This window comes from Mycobacterium persicum (genome assembly GCF_002086675.1).
Lineage (GTDB): Bacteria > Actinomycetota > Actinomycetes > Mycobacteriales > Mycobacteriaceae > Mycobacterium > Mycobacterium persicum.
Genome location: NZ_MVIF01000102.1, coordinates 1 through 20240, shown reverse-complemented (window position 1 = coordinate 20240; position 20240 = coordinate 1). Strand labels below are relative to the sequence as shown.

Here is a 20240-nt window from a genome sequence, read left to right as displayed (position 1 = left end):
TCGCCACAGCGCGCCGGACCCCGATCCCGTCGCGGAGCCGTCGCAACCATCCCGGATGGACGTGGCGGTCCCCGACGACGCGGACCAACTGGACACCCAGGTCATCGCCATTCCGGCCTACTCTTCAGAACTCCTCTCCGAGCTGCCCGACCTCGGGTCGGCCGCCTTCGCACCGGAAACCGCCGCATCCGAGCCACCCGAGGGCGAGCCGGCCGCGTCGTCGCGGGCACCTGTCGTCAAGCGCTCAAAAACCCCGAAGCGCCGGGAGAACCGGACAAAGAAACCGCGTTCGCGCCGGCGGCCGATGCTGCTGGCCGGGCGGTCACTGGCGGCCATGTTCGCCGTGCTGGCGCTGGTCCTGACCGGCGGGGCGTGGCAGTGGAGCGCATCGAAAAACGAACGGCTGAACACGGTAAGCGCGCTCGACCCGAACTCCGGCGACATCGTCGACCCCAACGGGCAGTACGGCGACGAAAACTTCCTGATCGTCGGCATGGACTCGCGCGCCGGCGCGAATTCCGAGATCGGTGCCGGTGACACCGAGGACGCCGGCGGTGCCCGGTCGGACACCGTCATGCTGGTCAACATCCCGGCGAACCGGAAGCGGGTGGTGGCGGTGTCGTTCCCCCGCGACCTGGCGATCACCCCCATCCAGTGCGAGGCATGGAATCCCGACACCGGCAAGTACGGCCCGATCTACGACGAGAAGAGGGGGACGTGGGGTCCCCGGATGGTCTACACCGAAACGAAGCTGAACTCGGCGTTTTCTTTCGGCGGCCCGAAATGCCTGGTGAAGGTCATCCAGAAGCTGTCCGGCCTGAGCATCAACCGCTTCATCGCCATCGACTTCGTCGGTTTCGCGCGAATGGTCGAAGCCCTCGGCGGCGTCGAGGTGTGCAGCACCACTGCGCTGCGCGACTACGAATTGGGCACGGTGCTCGAACACGCCGGACGTCAGATCATCGACGGGCCGACGGCCTTGAACTATGTGCGAGCCCGCCAAGTCACCACCGAGAGCAACGGCGACTACGGTCGCATCAAACGTCAGCAACTGTTCTTGTCGTCACTGCTGCGTTCGCTGATATCCGAGGACACGTTGATGAACCTCAACAAGCTCAACAACGTCGTCAACATGTTCATCGGCAACAGCTACGTGGACAACGTCAAGACCAAGGATCTGGTACAGCTGGGCCAGTCGTTGCAGCACATGGCGGCCGGCCACGTCACGTTCGTCACCGTGCCCACCGGCGTGACGGACCAGAACGGCGACGAGCCGCCCCGGACGGCCGACATGAAAGCGCTGTTCGCCGCCATCATCAACGACGATCCGTTGCCGTTGGAGAACGACCACAACGCGCAGACGCTGGGGAACTCGCCGACGACGGCGCCGACCACGACGAAGAAGGCGGCCCCGCCCAACACCACCGGCGAGGTCCAGCGCGAACAGGTGATCACCACGTCGCCGCAGGAAATCACGGTGCAGGTCTCGAACGGGACCAGTACCGCCGGCCTGGCGACCACCGCGGCCAACCAGCTCAAGCGAAACGGCTTCAACGTGATGACGCCGGACGACTACCCGAGTTCGTTGAAGGCCACCACGGTCTTCTTTTCCCCGGGCAATGAGCAGGCCGCGGCGACCGTGGCCGCGGCATTCGGCAATTCGAAAGTCGAGCGGGTCACCGGGATCGGACACGTGGTTCAGGTCGTTCTCGGCCCGGATTTCAGTTCGGTGTCCACCCCGCCGCCCAGCGGCTCGTCGGTCAGCATGCAGATCAACCGGAATTCCAGCACCCCGCCGACCAAGCTGCCCGAGGATCTGACGGTCACCAACGCCGCCGACACCACCTGCGAGTAAGCGCTTCACGGCGTATCCGGCGTCGAGAACGTAGGCTTTATCACATGCGAACCGCTTACCACGAGCAACTCTCGGAATTGTCCGAGCGGCTCGGTGAGATGTGCGGGCTGGCAGGCATCGCCATGGAGCGGGCAACCCAAGCCTTGCTGCAGGCCGATCTGGTGTTGGCCGAACAAGTGATCTCCGACCACGAAAAGATCGCAACGCTGAGCGCCCGCGCCGAGGAAAGCGCGTTCGTCCTGCTGGCCCTGCAGGCCCCGGTCGCCGGTGATCTTCGGGCGATCGTGAGCGCGATCCAGATGGTGGCCGATATCGACCGGATGGGAGCACTTGCCCTGCACGTCGCCAAAATCGCCCGCCGGCGGCATCCGCAGCATGCGTTACCCGAAGAGGTCAAAGGCTATTTTGCCGAAATGGGCAGAGTCGCAGTCGAATTGGGCAACAGCGCGCAGGAGGTCGTGTTGTCCCGCGACCCGGAGAAAGCGGCCCGGATCCGCGAGGAAGACGACGCGATGGACGATCTGCACCGGCATTTGTTCAGCGTGCTGATGGACCGGGAATGGAAGCATGGCGTGGCAGCGGCAGTCGACGTGACGCTGCTGGGCCGGTTCTACGAACGCTTCGCCGACCATGCCGTCGAAGTGGCGCGACGCGTGATCTTCCAGGCGACCGGGAGATTCCCCGAAGACGAGACGACGCCACACTCGCGCTAATTCGAGCGCGCTAACCGAAACGCCCGGAGATGTAGTCCTCGGTGGATTTCTGGCTCGGGTTGGAGAAGATCTTCTCGGTGTCGTCGATTTCTATCAGGCGCCCCGGCTTGCCTACGGCCTCCAGATTGAAGAACGCCGTCTGATCGCTCACCCGGGCGGCCTGCTGCATGTTGTGCGTGACAATGACGATCGTGTAGTCCTGCTTCAATTCACTGATCAGGTCTTCGATCGCCATCGTGGAGATGGGATCCAGTGCCGAACATGGCTCATCCATGAGCAACACGTCGGGCTGGACCGCGATGGCCCGTGCGATACACAACCGCTGCTGCTGCCCGCCGGATAACCCGCCGCCAGGCTTGTCGAGCCTGTCTTTGACCTCGTCCCACAGGTTGGCGCCGCGCAACGAATATTCGGCAGTTTCGTCGAGCACCTTGCGGTTGCGCAGGCCCTGCAACTTCAGGCCGGCGACCACGTTGTCGCGAATCGACATCGCGGGGAACGGGTTGGGCCGCTGGAAAACCATCCCGATCGCCCGCCGCACCCCGACCGGGTCGATGCCGGGCCCGTAGATGTTTTCGTCGTCGAGCAGCACGGTGCCTTCGACGCGCCCGCCGGGGACCACTTCGTGCATCCGGTTCAGCGTGCGTAACACCGTGGTCTTGCCGCACCCCGACGGGCCGATGAACGCCGTCACGCTGCGAGGCAGAATCGACAAGGACACATCGGCGACGGCCTGAAACGACCCGTAATAGATGTTGACGTCCTTGAGGTCCAACCGCTTGGCCACTCTGAGTGCTCCTGCCTACGACTTCTTGGGGACGAGGATGGCGGCGACCACCCTGGCGCCGATATTTATCATCGCGATCAGCAACATCAGCGTCAGCGCGGCGCCCCACAGTCGGTCTGTGGGGACCGGGCTGATGCCGGCGCCCGTCGTCGCCTGGTCATACATCATGCCCGGCAGCGACCCCATGAATCCGCTGAATATGTCGAAGTTCATTGTCTGTGCATAACCAACCAGGATCAGCAGCGGCGCCGTCTCCCCCATCACCCTGGCCAAGGCCACCAGGATGCCGGTCACGATGCCGGACAAGCCGGTCGGTATCACGATCTTGGCGATGGTCTTCCACTTGGGCGCTCCCAGCGCGTAGCTGGCCTCACGCAGATCTACCGGGACGATGCGCAGCATCTCTTCGGTCGACCGCACGATCACCGGCAGCATCAATAACACCAGCGCCAGTGACACCGCGAGCTGGGAGCGGGGCAAGCCCAGGACCGCGACCCACAGGGCATAGATGAACAGCGCCGCCACGATCGACGGCACGCCGGTCAGGATGTCCACCATGAAGGAGACCACCCTGCGCAGCGCGCCGGCGCCGCCGTATTCGACCAGATAGATGGCCACCAGGACGCCGATCGGGATGGATATCGCCGCACACACCAGACCTTGCAACACCGTGCCGACGATCGCGTGGTAGGCGCCACCGCCGGCTTTCAATGACGTCATCCCGGCCTGTGAATGCGTCCACCAGGTGCTCGACATGACCGTCCGGACACCGTTGACCAGCACCGAGCCCAGCACCCAGGCTAGGGGCGTCAGCGCGACCGCCATCGACAGTGTGACCAGCACGGCGGCCGCGTTGTTGGTGACTCGACGGCGCCGGCCTAATGCGGGCAGTGCGCGTGCTTTGACCGGCCGATCCAGCATCGAGGTCATCGGGTGGCCCTTCCCGCTCCGGCCAGGGCCGTGCGTGCCGCGGCATTGACCACGAAGGTGAGCAGGTAGAGCATCAGTCCTGCGGCCAGGTAGGCACCGGCTTGGTAGGGGTTGTCGAGACCCGATGCGGCGGCGGCGATCTTGGTGGCGAAGGTCGAACCACCATCGAACAGCGACCAGCCGAAGGCTTGCTGGGTACCGTGCAAAATGATCAACAGCGCCACCGTTTCGCCCAGGGCCCGTCCCAGGCCCAGCATCGCGCCGCTGATGTATCCGGACCGTCCGAACGGCAACACGGTTGTCGTGACGACCTCCCAGCGGGTGGCGCCGAGCGCCAGCGCCGCCTCGATCTGGCCGTGCGGGGTCTGGGCGAACACTTCGCGCGTGACCGCGGTGATGATCGGCAGGATCATCACCGCCAGGACGATGCCGCCGGTGAAGACGTTGCCCCCGGCCCTGATTGAGGTATTGCCGCCGGCGAACAGGAAACAGTGACCCAAGGTGTGGTTGAGCCAGGTCGCGACCGGTCGCAGGCGTGGCGCCAGCACGTGCAAACCCCACACGCCGTAGATGATCGACGGCACCGCGGCCAGCAGATCGACCAGGTGGGCCAGCGGCATGGCGAACCGTCGCGGCGCATACTGCGTCAGGAAGATGGCCACGCCCAGCGCGACGGGCATGGCCAGCACCAGAGCGAATAGCGATACGAACGTGGTCACCCGGAGCAGATCGGGGATTCCGAAGTGCATCGCCGACGGGTCGGCGGTCTTCCAGGTTCCGCCGTAGGTCAAGAAGTTTTCTTTGTTGCGCGCCAGTGCCGGTATCGCACGCCACAGCAGAAACGCGCCGATCGCGGCGATCAGAACGATGATCAAGACGCCGGAACCCTGCGACAGCCGGCGAAACAGCCGGTCTCCCAGACTGGGTTTGCCGTTGCCCCAAGGGTTGATGGAGGTTGCCGGCGGCTCCGGAAAAGGTGCGGCGACAATCGCGCGCGGCTCGGCTGGGTTGGGCACTGTCACTGCGATCCCGTCGATCCTGTTGGCTCGTCTTCCATCAGCGTCGTTCGTGGTCAAGCAGTCACTGCAGGGCGTTTATGGCGGTGACCAGGCGTTCTTTCACTCTATCTGGCACCGGAACGTAGCCGGCCGACGGAAGGCCAGTCTGACCGTTGTTGACGGCAGTGGTGAGAAACGCCTTGACCGCGGCACCGATGTCGGGCGGGTATCCCTTCGAGCACACAATCTCGTAGGTCGCCAGTACCAACGGATAGGCACCCGGGTCCTGGATGGCGAAGATCGAGTTCAGCTCCAGAACGAGGTCGTTTCCGCTGGCCGCAAACGTGACGGAGTCGAGTGCCTTGCGAGCCGTTTCCTCGGTGAGCGGCACGACGCTGTTGCCGGTGTCGATCTGGGCGAACGGTATACCGGCGCGGTCAGCGAAGCCTTTCTCGACATAACCGATCGAGCCTGGCGTGACCTGTACGGCTTGGATGACACCGGCCGACCTTTCGACGCCTTCCCCGACGCCGCCGTGAAACTCGCCGCCGACACCTCGGCTCCAGCTTTGCGGCGCGGCGGCGGTCAGATACTTCTGAAAGTTGTCGGTGGTTCCCGACGAATCCTTGCGGTACACCGGGATGATTTTGGTATTAGGAAGTGCCACACCAGGATTGAGGGCCGCAAGGATCGGGTCGTTCCACGTCCGGATGGAGCCGCTGAAGATCTTGGCCATCGTATCGGCGTCGAGGACCAGGGTTTTTACCTCAGCGAGGTTGTACACCAACGCAATTGGCCCGAATACCAGCGGCAGGTCCCAGGCCGGGTTTCCTTTGCACCGGTTGGCCGCCGGACCGATCTGTTCGGCGACCAGGGGCGAGTCCGATCCCGCGAAGTCAACATGCCCGGCGATGAACTGCTCGCGACCGGCGCCTGACCCGGTCGGGTTGTAGGACACCTTCTTGCCCGGACACGCCCGACCCCACACCTGGTTGAACAACGCCATGGCGTTCTGCTGGGCAGTCGATCCCTCGGCCGTCAGCGCATCGCGGCCGCTGCAGTCGGCCTTTGCCAGCGGTGCTCCGGAGCCATTCGCCGAGGAACCACCGAGGTTTTGATCGCTACCGCATGCGGTGAGGATCCCACCGCAGGCGGTGATTACCGCCACCGCCGCCGCAAATGCCCTGCCCACCGTGTCGAGCCTCATCGATCTCGCTCCCTGAATGCATTTCGACGATTGCGGCGCTGCACGGCCGTCTTCAGGACGAATTGCCAAGTCAACCATTAACTATGCGTCGTGCCGGAACTTGCCGGTTGGCGATCGTCAGTCGAGTCCCGGATCCGAGCCGGGCAGCGCGTAGGCCGTGTCGACGCTATGGGTGACAAATCCCAGGCTGTGATAGGTCCGCATGGCTGCGACGTTGTCCGACTCCACATACAGCATCACGGTGGGTTCTTGGGCAGTGCCGGCGCCGGCCAGCCGCCGCGCCAACGAGCTGAGACCGATCAACGTCAACGCCTTACCGAGTCCACGTCCTTGGGCTGCCGGATCGACGCCGAGAACGTAGACCTCGCCAAGGCCCGGCTGGTCGTGGTGAATCTTGGTCCAGTGGAAACCCAGCAGCTTGGCCTCGCGGCCCGAGGAAACATCGAACGCCAGGAAAAGGCCCGCCGGATCAAACCATGGTTCGCCGCGCCGTTCGGCCAACTGCAATTGCGTCCAGCCACCTTGTTCCGGGTGGTATGAGAACGCGGCGTTGTTGACCCGAAGCAGCTCGGCATCATCGGTCGGGCCGGCGTAGCGGCGGATCCGCAGCCCGTCGGGGATTGCCGGTTCGGGGATATCGCGCAGCGAGCGGCGCATCTGCACCAGTTCGCGCACCGGGGCCAGACCCAGCGCCGCGGCGGTGGCCCGCGCGGCTTGCAGGGTGCCGTGCGCCCAGAATTGGTTTTTCCCATGGGTTTTTGTCAGCGCGGCGCACACCATGGCGGTGCCGACACCGCGACGCCGGGCCTGCGGGTGAACGACCAACTCGGCCATCGCGGAATCGGCGTCGTGAGCCGGGCTCAGGTTGAGATAGCCGACAATCGCGTTGCCCGCTCTTGAATCAGAGACCACCAGATGGTGCGTGCGCTGCTGTCCCAATTCTCGCAGCACCTGCTCGCCCACCGGCGCTACGCCGTCGAATTCTGTTGCCGCCGAGATTATTTCGCGTACTTCCTGCTGCTGATCGGCTGTCAGCGCCGAGCGCCACTCCCCTGGCGTCACTGACTGCGCAGCGGGTCGACCAGCGGGTCCTGAAAATCTGCGGAGTCGGGTCCCGATCCTTCGTCGTCGGGCTCGACGACCGCGGTTCGGCCCCGCGCGGGCCGCACCGCCTTGTAACCAACGTTGCGGACGGTGCCGATCAGGGCTTCGTGCTCGGGGCCGAGTTTGGCCCGCAATCGCCGAACGTGCACATCGACAGTGCGGGTGCCGCCGAAGAAGTCGTATCCCCATACCTCGTGGAGTAGCTGCGCACGCGTGAAAACCCGTCCGGCATGTTGAGCGAGGTATTTCAGTAGTTCGAATTCCTTGTAGGTGAGGTCGAGCGGTCGGCCGCGAAGTCGCGCGGTGTAGGTGCCTTCGTCGATCACCAGTTCCCCCAGGCTGACCTTGCCGACGCCTTCCTGCTCGGATAGACCGCCGCGGCGGCCAACCACCAGGCGCAGTCGGGCGTCGATCTCGGCCGGCCCGGTACTGGGAAGCAGGATCTCATCCAGCCCCCAGTCAGCGCTGACTGCCACCAGCCCGCCCTCGGTCACCACGGCCAATACCGGCGCGGACCGGCCCGCAGTGCTCAGCAGACGGCACAGACCGCGCGCGGCCGACAGGTCGTTGCGCGCGTCGACAAGCACCGCATCCGCGTTACCGGCCTCCAGAAGCGACGAAGCCTCCGGCGGGGCCGTCCGCACGTTATGCGGAAGCAGCGACAGCGACGGCAGGACTGGGTCGGGATACAGCTCCGAGGTCAGTAGTAGTAATTCCAACGATCCCCTCCAGCGTCGGGGGAAGGCATCTCCCTGATTCAGCGCAACCGGTGAACTCTAGCGGCCAGATCGTCTAACGATAACTCGCCACCTGGTCTTTGGCCCGGCGACGACGCGGGCTTTGCCTGCCGAGGAGCCGGGCAATCGACACCAGCCCGGCGACGACGCGGGCTTTGCCTGCCGAGGAGCCGGGCAATCGACACCAGCCCGGGAGGCATGTCTCACGTGCTCACCGAATCGGCTGTCATGCCACCGTATCGAGTGTGCGGCGACGGCTTTGATTGTGCATGTAGGGCGGCTCTGACCACGATCGGCCGCCCTGACGGCACACTCGGTGCCACCAGCGCACACCCGGCGCCACCAGCGCACACCCGGCGCCACCAGCGCACACCCGACGCCACCAGCGCACACCCGACGCCACCAGCGCACACCCGACGCCACCAGCGCACACCCGACGCCACCAGCGCACACCCGACGCCACCAGCGCACACCCGACGCCACCAGCGCACACCCGACGCCACCAGCGCACACCCGACGTCAGGCCTGCGTCCAGCGGGTCAAAATTCAGATGCCGTCCACACGCTGCGCCCAAAATGGGCAACTTCAGACACGATCGCCATGAAACGCCGTGGACGGCGACGCCAGCGAACTCGGCCAGACGATCGGATAGCTCGGGGCGATAGGCCACAATATGCGGATGCGCAAGGTGCTGATCGGTGTCGCCGCCGTGGCCGTCGTCGTCCTCGGCGCTGTCGGCGTCGACTTCGGCGCCAGTATTTACGCCGAATATCGGCTTTCGACCAGCGTGCGCGAGGCAGCCAACCTGAACTCTGATCCCTTCGTCGCCATCCTCGGCTTTCCCTTCATCCCACAAGCGATGCGAGACCGCTACGGCGAGCTGGAGATCAAGGCGTACGCCATCGAGCACCCGACGGTGGGCACCGCCACGCTCGAAGCCACCATGCACTCCATCGATTTGTCTCACGCATCCTGGCTGATACGGCCCGACTCGAGGTTGTCGGTGCACGAGCTGGAAAGCCGCATCATCATCGACTCCATGCACCTGGGCCGCTACCTGGGAATGTCCGATCTGATGGTGCAGGCGCCTCCCCAGGAGAGCAACGATGCCACCGGCGGCACCACCGAATCGGGCATATCGGGCAGTCGCGGGCTCGTTTTCAGCGGAACACCGAAGTCAGCCAACTTCGATCGTCGGGTCAGTGTCGCGGTGGATCTGTCCATCGATCCTGGCAGCCGGGAGACCTTGGTGATCACACCGACCGGAGTGGTGACCGGCCCCGACACCGCGGACCAGCCCGTTCCGGACGACAAGCGGGAGGCGGTACTGCACGCCTTCAGTAGCAGGTTGCCCAACCAGAAACTGCCATTCGGGGTGGCGCCGAACACTGTGGGCGCACGCGGGTCGGACGTCATCATCGAAGGCATCACCTATGACGTCACCGTTGCGCTCACCGGATTTCGGCAGTCATGACCACCGGATCGACGCCCCATGGCAGCTCAACGCCGCCAGCCCCACCCCGACGAGGCTGTTGGCTTGATCACTACGCCATTGGGTAAGCTGACCGACGTGTCAGCCCGCCTCGAGCTCAAGCTCACCAAGCGACGCGCAGTTGATCTGTGTCGCGTCACGGGCTGTTGTTGTTGCTGTAGCTGCTGAGTAGCCGCGTCGTCCGCGCAGCGCTCGGAGCAGCCTCGGAGACCCACCGTGGCATATCTCCCACCTTTTCCGTGCAATCGGCGTATCTAGGAGTAATTCGTGTCGAGTGATACCACCCCCGCCCAACTGGGTGTGGATGTCCGCGGGCCGCGATTCGCCGCGTGGCTGACGACGGGAGTCCTGGGGCTCGTCTTGATCATTTCCGCCGTCAGCCCGGTAGCTGCCGCGGTCGCTTTGGGCATCCAGGCCGTCGTGTTCGCGGTCGGAGCCGCATTTGGGCCGCGCCGGCATCCCTATGGGCTGCTGTTCTCGACGTTTGTGTCGCCCCGCCTGAGCCCGGTGCGAGAACGAGAGCCGGTGCCACCGCTGAAGTTTGCCCAACTGGTCGGATTTGTTTTCGCGGTCTGCGGCATCATCGGCTTCGCCGTCGGCCCCGTCGTGGTGGGTGTCGTTGCGACTTCGTTCGCGCTGGCGGCCGCGTTCCTGAACGCGGCCTTCGGCATCTGCCTGGGCTGCCAGCTTTACCCGCTGCTAACCCGGCTGCGGCGCGGCGCCCTTCCCGCCTAACTGCTGTTTATCTGACGCTCATCGAAAGGATTCCCACCATGGCACGCTCCGACGTCCTGGTCTCTGCCGACTGGGCTGAGAGCAATCTCAGCAATCCGGGAGCAGCCAACGTCGTCTTCGTCGAAGTCGACGAGGACACCAGCGCATACGACGACGGCCACATCCCCGGTGCCATCAAGCTGGACTGGCGCACCGATCTGCAGGACCCCGTCAAGCGCGACTTCGTCGACGCCCAGCAATTCTCGAAATTGCTCAGCGACCGCGGCATCTCCAACGACGACACCGTGGTCCTCTACGGCGGCAACAACAACTGGTTCGCCGCCTACGCCTACTGGTATTTCAAGCTGTACGGCCACGAGAAGGTCAAGCTCCTCGACGGCGGCCGCAAGAAGTGGGAACTCGACGGCCGCCCGCTGTCCACCGACGCCGTCACCAGGCCCGCGACCTCCTACAGCGCGGCCCCGCCGGACAATGCCATCCGCGCATTCCGCGACGAGGTGATCGCGGCCATCGGCGTCAAGAACCTGGTCGACGTGCGATCCCCCGACGAATTCTCCGGGAAGATCCTGGCGCCGGCGCATTTGCCGCAGGAACAAAGCCAGCGGCCCGGCCATATTCCCGGGGCGATCAACGTGCCGTGGAGCAAGGCCGCCAACGAGGACGGCACCTTCAAGTCCGACGAGCAACTGGCCCAGTTGTACGCCGATGCCGGCCTGGACGGCGCGAAAGAGACGATCGCGTACTGCCGAATCGGGGAGCGGTCCTCGCACACCTGGTTTGTCTTGCACGAATTGCTCGGGCACAAGAACGTCAAGAACTACGACGGCAGTTGGACGGAATACGGCTCCCTGGTGGGTGCCCCGATCGAGTTGGGAAACTGATATGTGCACTGCGCCGAAGCAAGGACTGACGCTGCCTGCCAGTGTCGACCTGGAGAAGGAAACAGTGATCACCGGTCGTGTCGTGGACCGCGACGGCCAAGCCGTGGGCGGCGCCTTCGTCCGACTGCTGGACTCGTCCGACGAGTTCACGGCGGAGGTGGTCGCGTCGGCCACCGGCGACTTCCGGTTCTTCGCCGCGCCGGGCTCCTGGACGGTGCGCGCACTGTCGAAAGTCGGCAATGGTGACGCGGTGGTCAGACCGTCGGGCGCGGGCATTCACGAGGTCGACGTCAAGATCGCCTGACGGCCGCTCCAGGCTGATCCCGGATAGACTCATCCGCGTGGTGCTGTTCTTCGAGATCATGCTGATCCTGGCGACAGTGGTCATCTCCTGGTTCGCGCTGTATGCGCTGTATCGGCTGATCACCGACGAGTCGTGACCCCAGACGACGGCCGTGACGGGCCGGTTGCGGGCTCCGGCGACCGCGCCGTCGCTGGAATTTTTCAAGCGGCCGAACGCGCGAAGCTGACCGCGGCCCGCAATATTCCCGCCTTCGATGATTTGCCGCTGCCCGCCGACACCGCGAACCTGCGCCAAGGCGCCAGCCTGCACGACGCACTGCTGGCACTGCTGCCGCTGGTCGGTGTGTGGCGTGGCGAAGGGGAGGGCCGCGCGCACGACGGGGACTACCGCTTCGGCCAGCAGATCGTCGTCTCCCACGACGGCGGAGACTATTTGAATTGGGAAGCCCGGTCGTGGCGTCTCACCGACACCGGTGAGTACCACGAACCGGGTTTACGCGAGACGGGCTTCTGGCGTTTTGTCAGCGATCCCGACGACCCGAGCGAGTCGCAGGCCATCGAGTTGCTGCTGGCGCACTCCGCCGGTTACGTCGAGTTGTTCTATGGCCGCCCGCGCAACCAGTCGTCCTGGGAGTTGGTCACCGACGCGTTGGCCCGGAGCCGCTCCGGCGTGCTGGTCGGCGGGGCCAAGCGGCTCTACGGCATCGTCGAAGGCGGCGACCTCGCCTATGTCGAGGAGCGGGTGGACGCCGACGGCGGATTGGTACCCCATCTGTCGGCGCGCCTGTCCAGATTCGTGGGCTGACGACACGTGATCCGCTGACGGTCACCGGCCCATTTGTTGCCTTCGGCCACTGGTTCTGCGTGTACTGTTCGACGTCCGAGCAGCCGATACACCAAAGAAAGGAGCCGGCGGATGGCGCGCAGCAGGACACCCTCGCCGGTGGCTCGCTGGGTGGTGTCGGTAATCGGGGTGCTGTTGATCGGATATCTCGCCGCGGTAGCCCTGCAACCAGCGATTCTCGATCTGCTGCCGTCATGGCTGGGCTGGTTCGGCCGCCCGGGATCGATGGCGACCATCGCGGTCGTGGTGTCGGTTTTGATCGCGGTCTCGGTGCTGAACTTCCGGGGAAACAGCAGTCACCGGCTGGTGGGTGTTTCGTTCACCGTGATTGCATTGCTCATCACCATGAGCGCGGTGTTGGGCCTCAGCTCGTACTGGGGTTGTCATGACGCCAACCATCCGGCTTTTTTCACCCCGCTGATGTGGACCGCCCAACTAGTCAAAGGCAGCACCGGGGACACCTCGCTCAGCGGGCGCACCTGCCCCAATCCCACGCCCGTCGGCCTGGAACTGGCCCGCATAGCGGCGCTGTCGGCGATCTTCACCGGCTTGGGCGGCGTCGTGGTCGGCGTCTTCCGCTCCCAGGTGGACCGGCTGCGGGCCAACCTCGCCGACTCGGTCACCGCGATCGTGGGTGTCGACGACGACACCGAATCGATGGTCAGCGCGATCGCGCGGACGCTGGACCGGCGCAGCACCCTGGTGGTGATCACCAACGCCGGCGATGACCGGGTGCAGCGGGTCCGCAGGTTGGGCGCCCGGGTGGTGCTGGTCGACCTCAACGCCCCGTCCACCCTGGTGTCGCTGCGACTGTGGCGACATCTCGGGCGGCTCTATCTGATGTCGCCCGATCCGGCGACCAACCTGATGTGGCTGGACCTGATCGGTCGTCGGCTCGCCGAGATCGGCGACAAACAGCGGTTGCCGCTGATCGTTCGCATCGACGACCCGTGGCTGGCCGAGGCATGGCGGGCCCAGCAGTTCGGCGGCTCCGACACCAGATGGGCCGCCGACGTGGTCGGCCGGTACGAGGTGACCGCCGGCCGACTGCTCGACGGCATCATCGCGACACCCAATATACGGCGCGTATTTATCTGCGGCACTTCACAATTGACGCTGGCACTGTGTGCCGACCTGACTCGGCGAGCCCTCGAACGCGACTTCTACACCCCGCCCGGGGTGCCGCCGCTGCCGGCGCTCACGTTGGTGGAACGAGACGCCGACGACTACCTCAAGGACCACCAGTTCTACCGCCAGCAGGCTGGCTTCTTGTCGGAGGGCCCGATGATCGACGCGGTGCCCGAGGCGCCGACGGTCCCGACTCTGCTGCGTCTGATCGGTGACGCCGACCCGGCGACGTGCGCGGTGATTCTGGTCGACACCCATTCCGCGGCCACCGGAACCAGGCTGGGCGCCCGCCTGCCCGCGATGCCCGTCTACGCCTGGGACCCCAACGCCCGGGGCACCGACGATTCCTCGCAGATCGTCGGCCTGCTGCAGACCTACAGCCTGGCGCTGGACACCCGCCAGGGTCAGGTACAGGACGCCTGGGAACGCGCGGCGAGGCTGATCCACGAGCGCTATGTCGCCACCATCGACCCGAACGCGCCGAGATCCCCGGCGGTGATGCCGTGGGCCCAACTCGACGAGTTCTACCGCGGGTCCAACCGTCGCCAGGTGCGCAACGCGCTCTGGATGGTCGAACGGATCGCCGGACACACCTGGAACACCTGGGGCACCCCGCCGGCCCAGCTCTCCGGCCGGGACATGGCCGATCTGCCGCCGCTGGAACAGCTCGCCCTGATGGGCTTCGACCGCTACTCGGCGCTGAGCATGGCCAAGGCGGAACACGAGGACTGGTGTCGCTACTACCGTCGAAACGGCTGGAAGTACGGAACCCCCCGCGACGATTCCCGCCGAATCCACGACAAGCTGGTCGACTGGTCGGAGGTGGAGAGCAATCCCGACCTGCTCAACGCCGCGGTGCGCAGCCTGGCGGCCACCCTGTGGAGCCTGCGCCAGCTGGGCTACCGGTCACGCCCGATGTGGCGATCCTTCACTCGTGTCGGGACGGTCACCGCTGAGCAGCGGAGCAGCCCGTGGACATGGAAGTCGGATTCGGGCCAGACCATGCGCGCGGCCGCGGGAGACTGGGCCGTCCACGCCGACGGCAAGACCTGGTCGGTGCGCGACGACATCTTCAGGGCCACTTACGAGGACGTTGGCGACGGACAATGGCGCAGGAAGGGGCAGGTGCAGGGTCGGCCCGCGCACGCGGGCGAGACGATCAACACCCTGGAGGGGCCGACGACCGCCGCGGACGGAGACTGGGTGGTACGCGGCAGTGACGGCGAGCAATGGCCAGTTCCCGGGGACGAGTTCGCCCGCCGCTACGTCGAACTTCGTCCGCCGGAGGATGCGGACATCCACGAGGGACCGGATAGTACTACCCATCGGCGCCAACCGGCGTCATGATGCGGCGCACGTTTGCCAAAGCCAGATTGCTGTGCTCAATGCCATGCGCTACCGTCGCTTGACGGATTCGCCGTGTTAGCTCCCCGCGCCCCCTCAATCGGAGACTGCTATGGCCATATTTATCAGCTACTCGAGCCAAGACCGGTCGTCGCTGGAAGCCCTGACGACGGCGCTTCGGCGTGCCCAGCAGCAGGTTTGGTTCGATCAAGAGCTGGGCGGCGGCGATGCTTGGTGGAACAAGATCCTGGAGCAGATTCGCGCATCGGACGTGTTCATCGTCGCGCTGTCGAATCACTGGCTGCAGTCCAAGCCCAGCCAGGCCGAATTGCGCTACGCGCAAGCTCTGCAACGGCCGATCCTTCCGGTACAGGTCGGGCCGGTCGACAGTGTGCGGGTAAATCCGGTCTCGACGTTGCAGATCATCAACTACCAGAACCCGACCGTTGATGCCGGCATTCAATTGGTCACGGCGATCCACGCGCTGCGCGACAAAGTGCCGCCGCTGCCCTCGCCGCTGCCGGAGGAACCACCCGTACCGTTCGGCTATCTGATGCGGCTCGGCGACACCCTGGCCGAAAAGGAGCTCAGCCCCCAGCAACAGCTCCAAATGCTGGTGGAGCTGCGGTCTGGGCTCGACGAGGACGGTGACGATCCGAGCGCTCGCAGCGATATCGCGCAGCTGCTGCGCATGCTGCGGATGCGACACGACGTCACCTACCGCACCCGCACCGAAATCGACAATGTGCTCGCCGAAATCGGCGCCGTCGAAGCGGGCCCGGCCGCCGCATCGTCAGCACCGCAAGCCGAACCGCAACCGACTCCGGTGCCGGCGACCGAGGCGGCGCCCGCACCCAGCGCCCAGTCTCGGCCATCGCCGGCGCAAGTAGCGCCAAGCGGGGCCAACGGCCAGTCGAACAAGCGGCTGCTCGTCATCGGCGGCGCCGTCTTGGCCGTCGTCGTCGCGGTCGCGTTGATCGCGGTGTTCGCCACTCAGGGCGGCAACCGGAAACCGGTGGCCAAGCCGGGTGGCTCCACGGTTCCGGCGGCTCCGGCGGCCTCATCCCGCATCGAACCGATGCTGGTCGGCGCCGCGGAAGTCGGACAGATTCTCGGAGACCAGAACATGATGGTCTCTGCGCACGGCGACCAACTGCGCACCCCGCAGGGGACGCTCTCGGACCCGGCATGCCTGGGGGCCTACGAACCCCTCCAGGAGTCGGTGTATCGGCCCCATTCCCCTACCGAGGTGCGCAGCCAAGTCCTGCACACCCAAGGCGAGAACCCGGCGCACCGGGTGATCGAAGCCGCAGCTACCTTCCCGTCGGCCGAGAAAGCTCGGGCATTTGTACAGGCGTCCGCAGACAAATGGGCGGCCTGCGCTAACCAGACAGTCAAGTTCACCACTTCGACCAAAACCAGCGAATGGACCTTCGGGGATGTGACCGGGGCTTCCCCCAAGATCGCCCAGGTACGCACCGAGACCGGCGGCAGCGGGAAAGCCTGCCAACATGTCATGAGGGCGGTATCGGATGTGGTCATCGAGGTGGAGGCCTGCGGTACCGACATCGGTGACGGAGCCGGCCAGATCGCGGAACAGATGAGCACCAAAGCGGCGAAGTGACACCGGCTACAAATGGAGCGGCCCCCGAGCGCATTTCCGGTTGGACAGACCGGAAGCTCGAGGGCCGGGTGGCTACGTGGGATTCGCCAGCGCGCGTTGAACGCCGGCTCTTCCGAGCCATTGCAGCTAGCGCGTAGCCACCTCACATGTCCATGAAGCTATCAATTTCGCGGACCACCTCCTTTCCTGTGTACGGCTGACCGTACCCTCACTTCGAGCTGCCGACAACAGAATTGGCGTCTTCAGCGGTCGCTGACGATGGCCGCATCGACCAATTCGGCGAACGCGGCGGCGATCGGTGCGGGGGGTAGTCGCCGGCCGTTGAGGGTGTGCACGCGAGCCGCCAGGGTCATACTCGATACCAGCCAAACCCCTTGAGCGGCAACCAGATCGGATACTCGCAAGGCCCGGTAGTCGCAGTCGTAGCCGTTGGCCCGGGCCACGTGGAAGAGGGCTTGTTGGGTGGTGCCGCGCAGGATCGGATACCACGGCGGCGGCGTCAGCAGGCACGGATTACCGCCGGCCATGCCGTCATCGTCGGTAGCGATGATCACCGTGGAGCGGGGTCCTTCGAGGATGTAGCCGTCGGTGCTGACGAAGATGACGTCGCCGGCGCCTTGCCGGGCGGCGTGACGCAGGGCGGCCATGTTGACCGCGTAGGACAGCGTCTTGGCGCCGGCCATGAGCCAGGGCATGGTGTCGGCGCCGCCGGCCGGCAGTCCGCGGTCCAGGGTGATCGCCGCGAGGCCGGAACGCCGGACCGCGCCGACCCGGTCCGGGACGGGGTTGACCATCACGTAGGCCGTGGTCGCGGCGGGCTCACCTGCCGCGAGCGGCGGACCGCTCTCCCGGCCGCGGCTGTAGATCAGCCGCATCGCACCCTCGTCGCGGGTGCCGGCAACCCACCGCTGCGTCGCCAGGTTGATCGCGTGCCGCCAGCCGGCGAGGTCCGGTTCGGGCAGATCCATCAGTCGGGCCGAATGGGTCAGCCGTTGCAGATGCGGCTCCACCAGACATGGCGCGCCGTCGCGCACCAGCAGCGTCTCGAAGACACCGTCACCCCGGACCGCGGCGAGGTCATCGGCGCGCAACAACGGCGTCTCCGGCTCGAGGATTTCCCCGTCGAGCGTGACGACAACGCCAGTCTGCCCAGCCATGCCCCAGGAGCCTAATGGCGCCACCGTGATCGCAAGCGCGGCAGTGCCGCGCGCAGCGGGTCGAGCCCGCTCGGTTCGGGGAGTTCGCTGCGTCGAGTTTCCGTAGAGTCTTTCCGTAGAGTCGACGTTGTGAACGCAGTGCCAGCCCCAGACCCAGGTCCCGACGCCGGCGCGATCTGGCATTTCGGTGATCCGTTGGGTGAACAGCGCGCGGCCGAAATCGAGGCCGTATTCGTCGACCGCTCCCACCGGGCCGTCATCACCTTGACCGGCAAGGACCGGCAGACCTGGCTGCACAGCATTTCCACGCAGCATGTCAGTGATCTGCCCGAAGGTGCCAGCACCGAGAATCTCAGCCTGGACGGGCAAGGCCGGGTAGAAGACCACTGGATCCAAACCGAGTTGGCTGACACCACCTACCTCGACACCGAACCGTGGCGGGGCGAACCGCTGTTGAGCTATCTGCGAAAGATGGTGTTCTGGGCCGCCGTCACCCCTGAGGCCGCCGACCTGGCAGTGCTGTCGCTGCTGGGCCCCCGATTGGCCGATCCAGCGGTACTGGACATGTTGGGCCTGGATGCATTGCCGTCCGAAATGGCCGCGGTCCCGCTCGCCGGCGGTGGATTCGTGCGCCGGATGCCGGCTCCCGCCGGGCATATCGAATCAGACCTGCTTGTACCCCGCGCTGGCTGCGCTGACTGGCAGCACCGCTTGGCGCACGCCGGTGTCCGACCGGCCGGGGTGTGGACCTACGAAGCGCACCGCGTGGCCGCCAGACGCCCCCGGCTGGGCGTCGACACCGACGAACGCACCATTCCCCACGAGGTGGGCTGGATCGGCGGGCCCGGGCTCGGGGCCGTACACCTGGACAAGGGCTGCTACCGCGGACAAGAAACCGTCGCGCGGGTGCACAACCTCGGCAAACCGCCGCGAATGCTGGTGCTGTTGCATCTGGACGGGTCGGGGGATCGGCCGTCCACCGGTGACGCGGTGATGGCGGGCGGTCGCGCCGTCGGACGCGTCGGAACGGTGGTCGAGCACGTCGACCTCGGCCCCATCGCTCTGGCTCTGGTCAAGCGTGGCCTGCCTGTCGACACCGAGCTCACGACCGGCCCCGATGCCGATATCGCCGCGGTGATCGACGCCGAGTCCTTGCCGCCTGCCGACCACGTTGGCGCCGGGCGGCTGGCCGTCGAACGATTACGACGCGGTGTTCGGTGAAACGTGTGACGTCCGCCATGCTGGCCGCACTTGGGTGCCAGGGCGTGCCCACGCTCGCGCACGGGCACGGTAAGCTGTCGGCAGGACAATAACGACACTAAGAGATCGGAGCCGCCTCCTCGTAGGCCGCTCCGTTATTTCGCGAGGGGGTCCCCCCATGGGCCGCGGCCGGGCTAAGGCAAAGCAGACCAAGGTTGCTCGAGAACTCAAATACAGCTCCCCGCAGACCGACTTCCAGCGGCTTCAGCGTGAGCTGTCGGGAGCAAGTGCCGATGCATCCGACCACGTAGACGACGACGTCGACGACTCGTGGGCCGACGAGGACAGCTGGCGCCGCTAGAAGCGCACCCAGGGCCGCGTTTTCCCCCGTTCTGCGGCCGTGCGGGCCGTCGGATCCACAACTACGCGAATGAATACCCGGCGATCGGGCCGCGTTTTCCGATGAGCCATCGGTAGGGGCGATCCACCCCAACCGTAGGTACGAGTGGGCCTGTTAACGGCTGGACCGGGGTGGTGTTGCTTTCGGTGCCCCTCCGGCAAGGACGGCAACGACGTTGTCCGTTTGTTGTCCCGCTCAGTCATCCTGAGCAGCACGTGGGCATGATCCGCACTGTTGCGACGAAATGCGGGATTCCGGGTGAGTATCTGCTGTCATACTCGGGACGTCTGATTTCGGTGTGGCCCGTCGAACGGAAGGCGTGCGATGTCGTTAGTGGTGGCCCAACCCGCATGGATGGTAGAGGCGGCGGCGGCCTTGGCCCGGGTGGGATCGGCGGTTGGCGTTGCGGATGCCGCCGTGGCGGGGGCTACCACGACGGTAGAGGCTGCTGCTGCCGACGAGGTGTCGGTGGCCGTCGCGGCGTTGTTCGCTAACCACGGGCAGGCCTATCAGGCGCTCAGCGCCCAGGCTGCTGTCTTTGAACAGCAATTTGTGCGGGCGTTGGTGGCCGCAGCAAACTCGTATGGCGGTGCCGAAGCGGTCAATGTGCAGCAGCTGGTGCTCGATGCGGTCAACGCCCCTACGCGTACGTTGTTGGGACGTCCGCTCATTGGTGACGGGACGCCGGGCGCACCGGGTCAACCCGGTGGGCCCGGGGGCCTGCTGTACGGCAACGGCGGCAATGGTGGTGCCAGCACGACCGCGGGGGTTGCCGGTGGTGCTGGGGGGGCCGCGGGATTG

The 20240-nt window shown here is 65.7% G+C and carries 20 protein-coding genes; 13 read left to right on the top strand and 7 right to left on the bottom strand.

Annotated features, from left to right (window positions below; translation table 11 throughout):
* Positions 1-1855 (top strand): LCP family protein (locus BST40_RS23135; RefSeq protein WP_142276790.1); only part of this gene is annotated, 1855 nt, incomplete at its 5' end.
* Positions 1856-1899: 44 nt separating this feature from the next.
* Entirely contained in the window at positions 1900-2568 is a 669-nt protein-coding gene (gene phoU / locus BST40_RS23130) for a phosphate signaling complex protein PhoU (protein WP_023367957.1), read from the top strand.
* A gap of 10 nt (positions 2569-2578) precedes the next feature.
* Here the strand turns inward: phoU and pstB are convergent, their stop codons facing one another.
* The 6 genes from pstB to BST40_RS23100 all read right to left on the bottom strand — a co-directional run bounded on the left by pstB (position 2579) and on the right by BST40_RS23100 (position 8313).
* Complete coding sequence (gene pstB, locus BST40_RS23125) at positions 2579-3355, bottom strand: phosphate ABC transporter ATP-binding protein PstB (RefSeq protein ID WP_036407678.1); 777 nt, start codon at positions 3353-3355, stop codon at positions 2579-2581.
* Positions 3356-3370: 15 nt separating this feature from the next.
* Entirely contained in the window at positions 3371-4285 is a 915-nt protein-coding gene (gene pstA, locus BST40_RS23120; protein ID WP_075549425.1) for a phosphate ABC transporter permease PstA, read from the bottom strand.
* Positions 4282-5307 carry a phosphate ABC transporter permease subunit PstC gene (gene pstC, locus BST40_RS23115; protein ID WP_089025275.1) on the bottom strand — a complete coding sequence of 342 codons (1026 nt, stop codon included), beginning with the start codon at positions 5305-5307 and terminating at the stop codon, positions 4282-4284. Before pstC ends, pstA begins: the two co-directional genes overlap by 4 nt.
* A 58-nt stretch (positions 5308-5365) precedes the next feature.
* Positions 5366-6490 (bottom strand): phosphate ABC transporter substrate-binding protein PstS, encoded by a 1125-nt coding sequence (gene pstS, locus BST40_RS23110; protein WP_083155805.1) that lies wholly within the window; start codon positions 6488-6490, stop codon positions 5366-5368.
* Positions 6491-6607: 117 nt separating this feature from the next.
* A complete protein-coding gene (mshD, locus tag BST40_RS23105) occupies positions 6608-7552 on the bottom strand; it encodes a mycothiol synthase (RefSeq protein ID WP_075549428.1) in 945 nt (314 codons plus the stop codon).
* Positions 7549-8313, bottom strand: a complete 765-nt coding sequence (locus BST40_RS23100) for a winged helix-turn-helix transcriptional regulator (protein ID WP_075549429.1) — start codon at positions 8311-8313, stop codon at positions 7549-7551. Before BST40_RS23100 ends, mshD begins: the two co-directional genes overlap by 4 nt.
* 691 nt (positions 8314-9004) lie before the next feature.
* Here BST40_RS23100 and lmeA point away from each other — a divergent pair.
* From lmeA to BST40_RS23065, 8 genes are all read left to right on the top strand, one after another.
* A complete protein-coding gene (lmeA, locus tag BST40_RS23095; protein ID WP_075549430.1) occupies positions 9005-9805 on the top strand; it encodes a mannan chain length control protein LmeA in 801 nt (266 codons plus the stop codon).
* 18 nt (positions 9806-9823) lie between these two features.
* Positions 9824-9991, top strand: coding sequence for an Ms5788A family Cys-rich leader peptide (locus BST40_RS33380; protein WP_368076808.1), 168 nt, complete (start codon positions 9824-9826; stop codon positions 9989-9991).
* A 99-nt stretch (positions 9992-10090) separates the two neighbouring features.
* Complete coding sequence (locus BST40_RS23090; protein ID WP_075549431.1) at positions 10091-10558, top strand: DUF4395 domain-containing protein; 468 nt, start codon at positions 10091-10093, stop codon at positions 10556-10558.
* 38 nt (positions 10559-10596) lie between these two features.
* A complete protein-coding gene (locus tag BST40_RS23085) occupies positions 10597-11439 on the top strand; it encodes a sulfurtransferase (RefSeq protein WP_075549432.1) in 843 nt (280 codons plus the stop codon).
* A 1-nt stretch (position 11440) separates the two neighbouring features.
* Positions 11441-11743 carry a DUF1416 domain-containing protein gene (locus BST40_RS23080; RefSeq protein WP_023367979.1) on the top strand — a complete coding sequence of 101 codons (303 nt, stop codon included), beginning with the start codon at positions 11441-11443 and terminating at the stop codon, positions 11741-11743.
* Positions 11744-11875: 132 nt separating this feature from the next.
* A complete protein-coding gene (locus BST40_RS23075; RefSeq protein ID WP_075549433.1) occupies positions 11876-12547 on the top strand; it encodes a heme-binding beta-barrel domain-containing protein in 672 nt (223 codons plus the stop codon).
* Positions 12548-12658: 111 nt separating this feature from the next.
* The gene (locus tag BST40_RS23070) at positions 12659-15061 is read left to right on the top strand and encodes a hypothetical protein (RefSeq protein ID WP_075549434.1); all 2403 of its coding nucleotides are present in this window, start codon (positions 12659-12661) and stop codon (positions 15059-15061) included.
* 109 nt (positions 15062-15170) lie between these two features.
* The gene (locus BST40_RS23065; protein ID WP_075549435.1) at positions 15171-16682 is read left to right on the top strand and encodes a sensor domain-containing protein; all 1512 of its coding nucleotides are present in this window, start codon (positions 15171-15173) and stop codon (positions 16680-16682) included.
* 242 nt (positions 16683-16924) lie between these two features.
* Here the strand turns inward: BST40_RS23065 and BST40_RS23060 are convergent, their stop codons facing one another.
* Positions 16925-17839 carry an aminodeoxychorismate lyase gene (locus tag BST40_RS23060; RefSeq protein WP_075549436.1) on the bottom strand — a complete coding sequence of 305 codons (915 nt, stop codon included), beginning with the start codon at positions 17837-17839 and terminating at the stop codon, positions 16925-16927.
* Between the two features lie 129 nt (positions 17840-17968).
* Here BST40_RS23060 and ygfZ point away from each other — a divergent pair, with 129 nt between their 5' ends.
* From ygfZ to BST40_RS23045, 3 genes are all read left to right on the top strand, one after another.
* Positions 17969-19060 carry a CAF17-like 4Fe-4S cluster assembly/insertion protein YgfZ gene (ygfZ, locus tag BST40_RS23055; protein ID WP_083155803.1) on the top strand — a complete coding sequence of 364 codons (1092 nt, stop codon included), beginning with the start codon at positions 17969-17971 and terminating at the stop codon, positions 19058-19060.
* A 157-nt stretch (positions 19061-19217) separates the two neighbouring features.
* Positions 19218-19400: a DUF3073 domain-containing protein gene (locus tag BST40_RS23050; protein ID WP_075549438.1), complete on the top strand. Its 183-nt coding sequence runs from the start codon at positions 19218-19220 to the stop codon at positions 19398-19400.
* 363 nt (positions 19401-19763) lie between these two features.
* On the top strand, positions 19764-20240 hold a 477-nt coding region (locus BST40_RS23045; protein ID WP_083155801.1), incomplete at its 3' end, for a PE family protein.

Excerpts from the sequence above, each read along its gene's own strand:
- phoU (WP_023367957.1), top strand. The coding sequence starts at position 1,900 with ATGCGAACCGCTTACCACGAGCAACTCTCGGAATTGTCCGAGCGGCTC.
- pstA (WP_075549425.1), bottom strand. The coding sequence starts at position 4,285 with ATGACCTCGATGCTGGATCGGCCGGTCAAAGCACGCGCACTGCCCGCA.
- pstS (WP_083155805.1), bottom strand. The coding sequence starts at position 6,490 with ATGAGGCTCGACACGGTGGGCAGGGCATTTGCGGCGGCGGTGGCGGTA.
- lmeA (WP_075549430.1), top strand. The coding sequence starts at position 9,005 with ATGCGGATGCGCAAGGTGCTGATCGGTGTCGCCGCCGTGGCCGTCGTC.
- BST40_RS33380 (WP_368076808.1), top strand. The coding sequence starts at position 9,824 with ATGGCAGCTCAACGCCGCCAGCCCCACCCCGACGAGGCTGTTGGCTTG.
- BST40_RS23085 (WP_075549432.1), top strand. The coding sequence starts at position 10,597 with ATGGCACGCTCCGACGTCCTGGTCTCTGCCGACTGGGCTGAGAGCAAT.
- BST40_RS23080 (WP_023367979.1), top strand. The coding sequence starts at position 11,441 with ATGTGCACTGCGCCGAAGCAAGGACTGACGCTGCCTGCCAGTGTCGAC.
- BST40_RS23070 (WP_075549434.1), top strand. The coding sequence starts at position 12,659 with ATGGCGCGCAGCAGGACACCCTCGCCGGTGGCTCGCTGGGTGGTGTCG.
- BST40_RS23065 (WP_075549435.1), top strand. The coding sequence starts at position 15,171 with ATGGCCATATTTATCAGCTACTCGAGCCAAGACCGGTCGTCGCTGGAA.
- BST40_RS23060 (WP_075549436.1), bottom strand. The coding sequence starts at position 17,839 with ATGGCTGGGCAGACTGGCGTTGTCGTCACGCTCGACGGGGAAATCCTC.
- BST40_RS23050 (WP_075549438.1), top strand. The coding sequence starts at position 19,218 with ATGGGCCGCGGCCGGGCTAAGGCAAAGCAGACCAAGGTTGCTCGAGAA.